The organism is Rhizobium sp. L9, from assembly GCF_002531885.1.
GTDB lineage: Bacteria > Pseudomonadota > Alphaproteobacteria > Rhizobiales > Rhizobiaceae > Rhizobium.
Genome location: NZ_NWSZ01000004.1, coordinates 238,008 through 249,954, shown reverse-complemented (window position 1 = coordinate 249,954; position 11,947 = coordinate 238,008). Strand labels below are relative to the sequence as shown.

The window sequence follows — 11,947 nt, the reverse complement described above, 5'->3', positions numbered from 1 at the left end:
AGAGAGACATGCTGACAGATTCTGGCAGTAGCCCCACTGTTTTCGAACTGCTCGACCGTCGCAGCTCCGGCAACAGGTTTATGCGTCCGCCACCGCATTCGCGACTCCCGCCAGCGGATCGTCCTCGAAAGGATCGGCCGTGCGCTTCGGCTTGACCAGCGGTTCGGGCCGCACCGGGTGGGAAAACAGCATGTCGCGCCCCGCCTGCAGCCCTTCGGAGACCTGCAGCACCAGCCGCGCCTCGTCGCGCTTGCGGATATCCTCGCCGATTTCATAGGCATCGACCTCCGAGACGCCGAGCGCCTCCAGCGTCCGCCGTCCAAACAGCAGGCCCGATTCCAGCGTTTCGCGCAGCTCGTAATCAATCCCCTTGTTGCGCAGTTCGATCGAATGGATTCGGTCATAGGAGCGTACGTAAAGGCGCGTCTGCGGATAGTCCGCTTGCACCAGTTCGACCACCTTGTCAGTGATCTCCTTCTTCTGTGTGCAGACGAGCACGATCTTCGCCCGGTCGATCCCGGCCGAGCGCAGCACGTCCTTGCGGGTGCCGTCGCCGAAATAAATGCGGAAGCCGAAGGAGGAGGCCTGGCGGATGCGGTCGGCGGAAAAGTCGATGACGGTGACGCTGCGCCCGCCGGCAAGCAGGATCTGGGCGGCGATCTGGCCGAAACGTGAGAAGCCGACCATCAGCACGTCGGCGCCCGCACCTTCGAAATCCTCGTCGAGCTCTTCCTGTTCATCGCCGTTGAGCAGCCGCTTCGACAGCGCCGCGCCGATCGGCGTCAGCGCCATGGACAGCGTGACGATCGCCACCAGCAGCGATGCCGTGCTCGTCGACATCAAGCCGACGACGCCCGCAGTGGTGAACAGCACGAAGCCGAATTCGCCGCCTTGCGGCAAGAGGAAGGCGATGCGGATCGCGTCATTGTGCGGAGATCCCGATATCCGGCAGAGACCATAGATGATAATCGCCTTGACGGCCATGACGATCGGCACCGTGACGATGACGAAGAGCGCATTGTCGACGAGAACGTCCAGCTCCAGCGACAGGCCGACGGCGATGAAGAAGATGGCGAGCAGCACGCCGCGGAAAGGCTCGATGTCGGCCTCCAACTCGTGCCGGTAGGAGGATTCGGCGAGCATCACCCCCGAGAGGAAGGCGCCCATCGCCATCGATAGTCCGGCAAGCTGCATCAGGCTTGCCGATCCCATGACGACAAAAAGGGCGGCCGCGATCATGGCCTCGCGGGCCCCTGTGCGGGCGATGATCTGGAAGAGCGGCGTTAATAGATAACGCCCGGCGACGATCATCGCCGCCACGGCGCCGACGGCCACGGCAAAATCGGTGAGCGGCGTATTGCTGCTCTTGCCGCTGCCGTCGAGAACGGTGATCAGCGCGAGCAGCGGCACGATCGCCAGGTCCTGGAACAGCAGCATCGAGAAGGAGCGCTGCCCGTATCTCGTGTTGACGTCGCCATCGCCCTCAAGGATCTGCATGGCGAAGGCCGTCGAGGACAGGGCCAGGCCGAAGCCAGCGACGATGCTGCCGCGCCAATCGAGAATTTCAGAAAACCAGGCGAGCGCGGTCAGCGCCAGCCCTGTCACCACCACCTGCGCCGTGCCGAGGCCGAAGATGTCGCGCCGCATCTGCCAGAGGCGGCTTGGCTTCAGCTCCAGGCCGATGATGAAGAGCAGGAAGACGACGCCGAGCTCGGCGACGGCAAGGATCTGTTCGCCGTCGGTGATGCCGTGGAAGACCGGGCCGATGACGATGCCGGCGGCGAGATAACCGAGCACCGTGCCAAGCCCCAGCTTCTTGAAGATCGGAGCGGCGACCACCGCGCCGCCGAGCAGCAGGATCGTTTCGGAGAAAAGGTCGTTGGGCGCTGACATGCTGGCAATTTCTTTCGGCGGCGGGAAACATCCTGGCAGCCCCGGCAAAGAATCGGCGGCGGCGGCCTTGATGCCAGGGAGAGTGCACAATAAATGGAAGCCGAAGGAAAGGCCAAATCATGTCCTCTGAAATCGATTCTTCGACACTTCTTTCCCGCGCAAGTCAATTGATCGATCTGGCAAGGAAGGCAGGGGCCGACGCTGCCGACGCCGTGGTCGTTCGCTCTCGCTCGCAATCCGTCAGCGTCCGGCTTGGCAAGGTCGAGGGGACGGAATTGTCGGAAAGCGACGATTTTTCGCTGCGCGTCTTCATCGGCCAGCGCGTCGCCAGCGTTTCGGCCAATCCGGGCTTCGATCTCCAGGCGCTGGCCGAGCGTGCCGTCGCCATGGCCAAGGTTTCCCCGGAAGACCCCTTCGCATGCCTGGCGGACGAGGCGAACCTTGCCAAGTCCTATCCTGACCTGCAATTGCTCGATGCCACCGACGTGTCCTCCGAGATGCTGCGCGAGGCGGCTCTTGCCGCCGAGGCGGCCGCACTTGCGGTCAAGGGCGTCACCAATTCCTCCGGCGCCGGCGCGTCGGCCGGCATGGGCGGTCTTGTTCTCGCCACGTCGCACGGTTTCCAAGGCAGCTACATGGCCTCCCGTTTCGGCAATTCCGTCAGCGTCATCGCAGGCGAAGGCACGGGCATGGAGCGCGACTATGATTTCGACAGCCGGCTTTATTACGCCGAGCTCGACGATCCCGCCGAAATCGGCCGCCGCGCCGGCGAACGGGTGGTCAAGCGCGTCAATCCGCGCCAGGTGCCGACCGGCAAGAACGTCACCGTCGTCTTCGATCCGCGCGTCGCCCGTGGTTTTGTCGGCCATATCGCCGGTGCGATCAACGGTGCCGCCGTCGCCCGAAAGACCAGCTTCCTGCGTGACAGGATGGGTCAGCAGGTGCTGAAGTCGGGCCTTTCGATCACCGACGATCCTCTGATCGTGCGCGGGCCTTCCTCGCGTCCCTTCGACGGTGAGGGCGTGTCCGGCGAGCGGCTTGTCATGATCGAAGACGGTGTCCTGAAGCACTGGTTCCTCTCGGCCTCGACGGCCCGCGAGCTCGGCCTGCAGACTAATGGCCGCGGCGTGCGCGGCGGCAGCGCCGTCACGCCGTCTTCCACCAACCTCGCCTTGGAGCCGGGCGAGATCTCGCCGGAGGAACTGATCCGCAGCATCGGCAACGGTTTTTACGTCACCGAACTAATCGGCCACGGCGTCAACATGATCACCGGCGAATACAGCCGCGGCGCCACCGGCTTCTGGATCGAGAACGGCGAACTCACTTTCCCGGTATCCGAGGTGACGATCGCCTCGAACCTCAAGGAGATGTTCATGCGCCTGACGCCGGCAAACGACATCGACCGCAAGTTCGGCGTCGCGGCTCCGACCCTCGCGATCGAAGGCATGACGCTCGCCGGGCAGTAAAAACGGGCAGGAATGGAATGACGGGATGAGCGATAGAGAAAAGCTGCGCTGGCAGAGCGATCTCGCCTTGATCGCCGATGCTGCGAAGGAGGCCGGCGCGGTCGCCTACGGCTTCTTCAACCAGTCTCCCGAGGTCTGGTGGAAGAACGGCGACCGCTCTCCAGTCAGCGCCGCCGATTTCGCCGCCAATAAGACGCTTGAAACGATCCTGCGTAAGGCGCGGCCGGATTATGGCTGGCTGTCTGAGGAAACCGAGGACGATGAAGACCGCCTGTCGCGCGAGACGCTTTTCATCGTCGATCCGATCGACGGCACGCGCGCCTTCCTCGGCGGGCAGCAAGTCTGGTGCGTCAGCGTCGCGGTCGTGCATCGCGGCCGCCCGGTTGCCGGCGTGCTCTATGCACCGGCGCTCGAAGAGCTCTACGAGGCCGTCGACGGCGGCGTGGCGCTGAAGAACGGCACGCCCTTCACCGTTTCCGCCGCCGGGCCGGACGAGATGAGCCGGCTTGCGATCGGCGAAGACCTGTTGAAGACCTTTCCGCCGGCGTTCCGTGACCGGGTGAGACGCGAAAAATATGTCCCCTCGCTGGCCTATCGCATCGCCATGGTGGCAGATGGCCGTCTGGAAGCCACCTTCGTCAAGGGCAATTCGCATGACTGGGACCTTGCCGCCGCCGATCTCGTTCTGGCCTGCGCCGGCGGCGGGCTTGTAGACCTCGACGGCAAGTCCATCGTCTATAACAGGGCCGACGTCACCCATAAGGTCCTCTGTGCGGCGCCAGCGCCCCGTATCGATGAGTTCCTCGCGGCCTTCGCCGGGCGACGAGACAGTTGACGTTTCCGTCAAAATCCCGCAGATGAGGTGGCGGAGGAACTAGGCAGAAAGAGAACAAGAAAATGACTGACTCCGGTGACAAGAAACAGCTTTTGCACCTCGTTTTCGGCGGCGAACTCGAAAGCCTCGAAGATGTCCAGTTCCGTGACCTGGACGGCCTCGATATCGTCGGCATTTTTCCCGACTATGCCTCGGCGCTGACGGCCTGGAAGGCGAAAGCGCAGCAGACGGTCGACAACGCACATATGCGCTATTTCATCGTCCACATGCACCGTCTGCTCGATCCGCAGCAAAAGGCTGGGGGCAACTGACCTCGGCAGCCGCAGCCAGCCGAACGGGCCTTCGTGCATCGGGCGCCCGTCGATCCGGATCGTTTGACGCATTCTGAACAAATTGATCGGCCATTCCGGCCGCAACGATAATAAGGGAATGGGTTTGATGTCGATCGTCTTGGGTCGGAGGCTGGCGCGATGAGCTCCCGGATGGCGCGGCTCGGTCTGAGCACATACCGTCTGGCGGGGACCGTGGCTTCCCCGGTCGTCGGCCTCTATCTGACCTACCGCACGGCCAAGGGCAAGGAAGACCGTGCGCGCCGCCTTGAACGCTTCGGCTATCCGAGCGCTAATCGGCCCCAGGGCCCGCTCGTCTGGTTCCACGCCGCAAGTGTCGGCGAAACCAATGCGGTCATACCGCTGATCCGCGAAATTCGCCGCCGCGACATTCATGTCATCCTGACCACCGGCACCATCACCTCCGCCAGGCTCGCCGCCGAGCGCCTCGGCCAGGAGGCGATCCATCAATATGTGCCGCTGGATCTGAAGCCATCCGTCAGCCGCTTCCTCGATTATTGGCAGCCCGATTGCGCCATCATCGCCGAATCCGAAATCTGGCCGGCGACGGTGCTGGAACTCGGCCGTCGCCGCATCCCGCAAATCCTGGTCAATGCCCGCATGTCGGACCGCTCCTTTGCCCGTTGGCGCGGCCGCCCGTCGATTGCTGAGGCCCTGTTCGAGAACCTCGCTCTCGTCATCGCCCAATCCGATGTCGATGCGGAGCGGTTTCGCGATCTCGGTGCCGTTCCCGTCATAACCTCGGGCAATCTGAAGGTCGATACCGATGCGCCGCCTTATGACAGCGCTGTCTTCGCCCGCTACAAGAAGCAGATCGGCGATCGCAAGACCTGGGCGGCGATCTCCACCTTTGACGGCGAGGAAAATGCCGCCGGCATCGTCCATCGCGCCCTGAAGGAGCGCGATCGTCAATTGACGATCATCGTGCCCCGCCATCCCGAGCGCAGCGACGAGATCGAGGCGGCGCTCGTCAAGCAGGGGCTGAAAGTCGCCCGCCGCACCCGCGACGATGTCCTCTCCGCCGATGTCGATATCTTTCTCGGCGATACGATCGGCGAAATGGGGCTTTATCTCCGTCTGACCGAAATCGCCTTCGTCGGCCGCTCGCTCTTTGCCGAGGGTGGTCAGAACCCGCTGGAGCCTGCCATGCTCGGCTGCGCCATCCTCTCCGGCGGCAATGTGCAGAATTTCCGCGAGGCCTATCAGAAGCTCGCCCGCAGCGGCAGCGCCCGAATGGTGCGCGATACCGAAATGCTGGCCAAGGGCGTGCATTACCTGCTGACCAACGATGAAGCCCGCCGTAACATGATCGAGGCCGGCGTCGCCACCGTGCACGAGATGCGCGGCGCACTGTCGGCGACGGTGAAGGGGCTCGAACCCTATATCAATCCGCTGACGGTCAAGGCGCGTTTGCTGCCCAGGACCGCGGCCCAGGTTTGAGGAGACGCGATGTCCGGACCGGCGCATATCAAAGGCATCCTCTTCGACAAGGACGGCACGTTGCTCGACTATGATGAGAGCTGGCTGCCGGTCAATCGCGAGCTTGCCCGCATCGCCGCTGAGGGCGACCCGCTTTTGGCCGACCGGCTGCTGTCCGCCTGCGGCATGGATCCGGTGAGCGGCCATATCGTCCCCGACAGCCTGCTCGCCGCCGGCAATACAAGGCAGATCGCCGAGGGACTCGCCGCCGCCGGGTCGATGGTCGACATCGACGAATTGACGATCCGTCTCGACGACCTCTTTTCCGGCGCCGCTGAATTTTCCGTGCCGGTGACCGACCTTGCCGGCTTCTTCGCAAGGCTGCATCGGCGCGGTTTCAAGCTCGGTGTCGCCTCCAGCGACAATGAGCGCTCCATCCGCCAGACGGCGGAGCGCTTCGGTTTCGCCCACTATGTGGATTATATCGCCGGCTACGACAGCGGCTTCGGCGTCAAGCCGGAGCCGGGCATGGTGCTCGGCTTCTGCGCTGCGACCGGTCTTCTGCCTGAAGAGGTCGCCATGGTCGGCGACAACAATCACGATCTGCACATGGGCCTAAATGCCGGCGCGGGACTGAGGATCGCCGTGTTGACGGGAACCGGCTCGCGCGATTCACTTGCTGCGGCTGCCGATCATGTGCTCGACGATATCACCGCCCTTGAGACGCTGCTGCCTGATCTGCAGCCGGCCTGATCGGTAAAGGCTTGCATTTTCATCGATTTTAATCTCTCAATCCGGCCGGGAAGACGAAATTCTCTAGCCGGCGGGGAGCGGACGGCAAAATGATTTCAGAAGCGCCGCCGTTCTGGTGGAGGAAAGCCGATTGGCGGGCCTGGCTGCTGGCGCCGCTTTCCTTTGTCTACGGCCGTGTCGCCGGCCATCGCATGGCCCATGCGCGCCGCGCCTCGGTTTCCGTTCCCGTTATCTGCGTCGGCAATTTCACAGTCGGCGGCGCCGGCAAGACGCCGACGGCGTTGACGCTCGCCCGCGCCGCCAAGGCGAAAGGCCTGAAACCCGGCTTTCTCAGCAGAGGTTACGGCGGCTCGCTCGACGTGACGACCGTGGTCGATCCCCATCATCACCGGGCGGTCGCCGTCGGCGATGAACCGCTGTTGCTCGCCCAGGAGGCGCTGACGGTGATTTCCCGCCGGCGCGTCGACGGTGCTCGGCGTCTGGTGGCGGAAGGCGCCGATCTCATCATCATGGATGATGGTTTTCAGAGCGCCCGGCTGGCGATCGACTATGCGCTGCTCGTCATCGACGCGACGCGCGGCCTTGGCAATGGCCATATCGTGCCGGCCGGCCCGGTCCGTGCGCCGATCCGCCAGCAGCTGCGTTCGGCGACGGCGCTGCTGAAGGTCGGCGGCGGCAATGCTGCCGACGCGATCGTTCGCATGGCGGCACGCGCGGCAAAGCCCTATTTCACCGCATCGCTGAAGGTGCGCGGCGACGACCGGCTTGCCGGCATCAAGGTGCTCGCCTTCGCTGGCATCGCCGATCCCGCCAAATTCTTCCGCACCGTCGAATCGCGCGGCGCCGAAATCGCCCTCGCCAAGAGCTTCGGCGACCACGAGCATCTGACCGAGGAGGAGATCGACGACATCCTGACGACCGCCGAACGCCAGGATCTCCTGATTGTCACCACGTCAAAGGATTTCGTTCGTCTCTCCGGCCATCACGGCAAGGCGGAGCAACTGGCGAAAAAATGCCGGGTGATCGAAGTCGACATGGTCTTCGAGGATCATCTCGCCCCGAGCCTGATCATCGACCGGGCGATCGTCGCCTGTCGCGAGCGGCGTTTAAGGGAAATGAAAGTTAAGAGCTAACGCCGCTGGTTCGGCAGCATGCCGGCACGTTTGTCGGCTTCGATTGCAGAAATAACGTCGGCATAGGGCTCCTGGCGGGCGACGCTCCAGTAGCGCAGTTCGTCGAGCGGGATGTTTTTTCCGGTCATCGCACAGACGACATAGGAGCCGGGCGAGAGAATCTGGAAATCGCCGTCGAGATAACGGATCTTCGCCTCGCGGTTTCCGTGCCCTTCGAACAAATTCATGCGCTCCGTTCCCTGCAACTTGTCATCCGTCTGCCATACTCCCGCAAAGGCGGCTTTGCCAGCTTTTTCAGCTTCTGCCGAAAAGCCGCTCAATGTCGCTGAGCTTCAATTCGATATAGGTCGGCCGGCCGTGATTGCACTGGCCGGAGCCGGGCGTCACTTCCATTTCCCTCAGCAGCGCGTTCATTTCCTCCGGCCGCAGCCGCCGGCCGGAGCGAACCGATCCATGGCAGGCCATGGTCGCCGCCACATATTCGAGCTTGGCCGACAGGCCCGACGCCGTATCCCATTCGGCAATCTCGTCGGCGAGCTGGCGGATCAGGCCATGGACGTCGACCTCGCCGAGCATGGCCGGCGTTTCGCGCACCGCGATCGCCCCGGGACCGAAGCGCTCGATCGCCAGACCGAGTTCGGCAAACTCTGCCGCAAGCAGCATCAGCCGGTCGCAATCCTCTTCCGGAATGTCGACGATCTCGGGGATCAGCAGCACCTGCGAGGCCAACCGCTTTGAATGCAGCGCCTTGCGCATCGCCTCGAACACCAGCCGCTCATGCGCCGCATGCTGGTCAACGATGACGAGCCCGTCCTCGGTCTGGGCGACGATATAATTGGCGTGGATCTGCGCCCGTGCCGCGCCGAGCGGATAACGCCCGGCCGGTTCAGGCGCAGCAGGCTGTGGCGAAGACTGCGTCTCGGCCCGCGCTGTCGGCATCGAAAGTCCGTCGAAAGCGGCTTGGGATCGTTCGCTGAAACCCGTTGCTGGCTGATAGGGGCGGGAGGGCGAGGTCTCCGCCGACCATGGCGCCTGCGAGCGTTGGGCAAAGGGCTGGAAACCGGGGCGGAAGGCGCGCAGCATATCGCTCGCGCCGGTCGTTGCCGCCCGGCTGCCGTCGCGCGCGAGCGCCTCGCGAATGGCGCCGACGATCAGGCCGCGCACCAGGCCTGGGTCGCGGAAGCGCACGTCGGATTTGGCCGGATGCACGTTGACGTCGACGAGGGCCGGATCGAGTGCGATCGACAGCACCGCCACCGGATAGCGCCCGGACGGGATCGTCTCGGCATAGGCGCCGCGGATCGCCGAGAGGATCAGCTTGTCCTGCACCGGGCGGCCGTTGACGAAGGCATATTGATGGGCGGAGTTGCCGCGATTGAAGGTCGGCACGCCGGCAAAGCCGGTCAGCGTGATCTCCTCGCGTACGGCGTCGAGCGCAATGGCGTTGTCGCTGAAGTCTTTGCCGAGCACCTGCGCCATGCGCGCCAGATGATCGTCGCCCGTTGCCGGAAATTCGAGCGTGGCACGGTCGGAGCCGGACAGCACGAAGCGCACGGCGGGAAAAGCGATCGCCATGCGTTTGACGATCTCGGTAATCGCACCCGCCTCGGCCTTTTCCGTCTTCAGGAATTTGAGCCGCGCCGGCGTGGCGAAGAACAGGTCGCGGACTTCGACGATCGTGCCGGGATTGGCGGCGGCCGGCCTCAGATGCAAGACCTTGCCGCCGGCAACGGCGATCTCGTGGCCGCCGGCGCTGTCGCGCTTGCGGCTTGCGATGCTGAGCCTCGCCACGGACCCGATCGAAGGCAGTGCCTCGCCGCGGAAGCCGAGCGTTCTAATATCCTCGAGCGTTTCGGAGATCTTCGAGGTGCAGTGGCGCTTGATCGCCAGTTCCAGATCGGCCGCGTCCATGCCGCAGCCGTTATCGCTGACCCGCAGCAGCGCCTTGCCGCCGCCTGCCGTGGCGATCTCGATGCGCGTCGCTCCGGCATCCAGCGCGTTCTCGATCAATTCCTTGGCAGCGCTCGCCGGCCGTTCGATGACTTCGCCGGCGGCGATCTGGTTGATGAGCGTTTCGGAAAGCTGTCTGATGGCCATGAGCTATTTTCGAGGATTCGCGGGCGGGAGGGAAGGGGTTTCCGATCGCTTGGTGGAACTGTGATCCGCGGCTCCCCCGCATTCGGGGATCGGTAGTGTTAAGCCGGTTTTAACAGAAAAATGGCATTTTTAATCACACACCTCCAGAAGCCGCGAAATCGAACAGATGTGGGACGAAATGGAATGAGTGCCGGCTTCGAAAAGGCGGACACATCATCAGAAACCGACGGGACGCTCGCCGGGGCAGATCTGCAGACGGCGCTCTTCGATGCGGTGTGCGACAGCCTTTCGTCAGCGTTCATCATCTACGACAAGAACGATCATCTGATCTTCGCAAGCCGCCAGATTCTCGAATTCTTCCCCTTGCCGCCCGAGATGCTGAAGCCGGGCATCCGGCTGCGCGATTTCCTGGGCGCGATCTACGATACCGGCGTTCGCCAGCAATATGATATCAGGCAGAGCGGCTCGCTCAGCCGCGAGGACTGGCTGTCGCAGAAAATCGCCTCGCATTGGCGCGAGCGCTTCGAATCTGTCGAGCGACATGGCGCCGACAGCTGGGTCCGCTTCGTCAAGCGCAGGCTGCCGAGCGGTTACGGCGTCACCGTCGTTTCCGATATCTCCGAGGACAAGAAGCGCGAGGCGCAGTGGCGCTCGGACCTGGAGCGGGTGCAGCTCACCGAAGACATTCTCGATAATCTGCCGTTCCCGCTTTTCGTCAAGGATCGCAACCTCACCTATGTTGCGGTGAACCTCGCCTTTTGTGAGAAATATCAGAGGAGCGCCGACGAGGTGCTCGGGCGCAAGAGCGGCGATCTCTTCTCACCTGAGATCGCCAAGCGCTTCGAAGAAAGCGATCGTCACGTGCTGGAAACCGGCGAGATGTCGATCTCCCGCCAGCGGCAGATCTCCCGCGAGGGCATCGAGCGCGACATCGTCAGCCGCAAGCATCGCATCGGCAAGCCCGGCCGCTATTTCCTGGTGTCGACCATGCAGGACCTGCCGCGCGACGGCGCCGATCTTGAGGAGTTCGATCGTGCCTCGGCGATCACCGCCTCCGCCAATCAGAGTTATCGCCGCGCCTATGTGCCGGTGCCGAGCGCTGTGGAGCGCCGCGAGCCGGCGGCGATGGAGGCGATCGTTCCGGAGAATTTCTCCGGCCGCAAGATCCTCGTCGTCACCGCCGACCTTGCCGCCGAGGCCGCCGCTCTGCGGACGCTGTCGAAATATGGTTTCGAATCCTGCTCGGTGCGTGGTGAGGATGAAGAGGAACGATTCCTGGAAATCGCCACCTCCTCCGGCATTTCGCTCGATCTCTTGATCATCGACAACCAGATGGGCATGCGCTGCCTCGAGCTTTCCGAGCAATACGGCATCCCGGCGCTCGTCATGGACGGCTTCCAGATCGCCAACGAGCTCACCTTCCAGATCGCCCGCCACTTCAATCGCAACAGCCGCAACAACGGTGTCGGCGCCGATGCGGATTGGGAAATCAGCACGTCCGACGAGCTGGTCGGCCTGCAGGTTCTCGTCGCCGAGGACAACGATATCAACCAGATCGTGTTTTCACAGATACTCGAGGGCCTTGGCTATCGCCATATGATCGCCGCGACCGGCGACGAGGTCGTGCGCCTTTGGGCCGAGCACAGGCCGCAGGTGGTGCTGATGGACATTTCGCTGCCGGGTTTCAACGGCTTCGAGGCCGCGCGCCTGATCCGCCAGATGGAGGAAGCCGGCGGCGCAGCCCGCACCCCGATCATCGGCGTGCTCACGCAGGCCTTCGAGCGCGATCGCGCCGAATGCGCCAAATCAGGCATGGACGACGTCATCATGAAACCCGTCAGCCCCGACATGCTCGAGGCGATATTCCAGAAATACCTGATGGAAGACGCTGCACGGGTCCGAGCGAGCGGATGATACCGGTATCCGGCGGCGCGTGTCGTCAAGTCCCCAATTTTGGGGCGAACCAGGCTGCCGACGCCGCTGATTTACTAGCGAATTGTT

The 11,947-nt window shown here is 63.5% G+C and carries 10 protein-coding genes; 7 read left to right on the top strand and 3 right to left on the bottom strand.

The features are described from left to right. Positions 1-78 precede the first annotated feature (78 nt). A complete protein-coding gene (locus CO660_RS04835; RefSeq protein ID WP_097597785.1) occupies positions 79-1,893 on the bottom strand; it encodes a monovalent cation:proton antiporter-2 (CPA2) family protein in 1,815 nt (604 codons plus the stop codon). Between the two features lie 119 nt (positions 1,894-2,012). On the opposite strand from CO660_RS04835, the gene CO660_RS04830 reads away from it, so the two are divergent. From CO660_RS04830 to lpxK, 6 genes are all read left to right on the top strand, one after another. Next, on the top strand, positions 2,013-3,359 hold the full coding sequence (locus CO660_RS04830) for a TldD/PmbA family protein (protein WP_097597784.1): 1,347 nt from the start codon (positions 2,013-2,015) through the stop codon (positions 3,357-3,359). Between the two features lie 25 nt (positions 3,360-3,384). Further along, positions 3,385-4,194, top strand: a complete 810-nt coding sequence (locus tag CO660_RS04825; protein ID WP_097597783.1) for a 3'(2'),5'-bisphosphate nucleotidase CysQ — start codon at positions 3,385-3,387, stop codon at positions 4,192-4,194. Positions 4,195-4,256: 62 nt separating this feature from the next. Continuing rightward, entirely contained in the window at positions 4,257-4,505 is a 249-nt protein-coding gene (locus CO660_RS04820) for a DUF4170 domain-containing protein (protein ID WP_085777121.1), read from the top strand. A gap of 159 nt (positions 4,506-4,664) precedes the next feature. Then, positions 4,665-5,984, top strand: coding sequence for a lipid IV(A) 3-deoxy-D-manno-octulosonic acid transferase (waaA, locus tag CO660_RS04815; protein ID WP_085777122.1), 1,320 nt, complete (start codon positions 4,665-4,667; stop codon positions 5,982-5,984). A 9-nt stretch (positions 5,985-5,993) separates the two neighbouring features. Next, positions 5,994-6,716, top strand: a complete 723-nt coding sequence (locus CO660_RS04810) for an HAD family hydrolase (protein WP_097597782.1) — start codon at positions 5,994-5,996, stop codon at positions 6,714-6,716. Positions 6,717-6,805: 89 nt separating this feature from the next. Next, positions 6,806-7,849: a tetraacyldisaccharide 4'-kinase gene (gene lpxK, locus CO660_RS04805; protein WP_085777124.1), complete on the top strand. Its 1,044-nt coding sequence runs from the start codon at positions 6,806-6,808 to the stop codon at positions 7,847-7,849. Here the strand turns inward: lpxK and CO660_RS04800 are convergent. Together CO660_RS04800 and mutL are read right to left on the bottom strand one after the other, a co-directional pair. Beyond that, positions 7,846-8,076, bottom strand: coding sequence for a DUF2093 domain-containing protein (locus tag CO660_RS04800; RefSeq protein ID WP_011424196.1), 231 nt, complete (start codon positions 8,074-8,076; stop codon positions 7,846-7,848). The genes lpxK and CO660_RS04800 overlap by 4 nt on opposite strands. A gap of 67 nt (positions 8,077-8,143) precedes the next feature. Further along, positions 8,144-9,946, bottom strand: a complete 1,803-nt coding sequence (gene mutL / locus CO660_RS04795) for a DNA mismatch repair endonuclease MutL (protein WP_097597781.1) — start codon at positions 9,944-9,946, stop codon at positions 8,144-8,146. A gap of 183 nt (positions 9,947-10,129) precedes the next feature. Here mutL and CO660_RS04790 point away from each other — a divergent pair, with 183 nt between their 5' ends. After that, entirely contained in the window at positions 10,130-11,860 is a 1,731-nt protein-coding gene (locus tag CO660_RS04790) for a response regulator (protein ID WP_097597780.1), read from the top strand. The last annotated feature ends 87 nt before the right edge of the window (positions 11,861-11,947 follow it).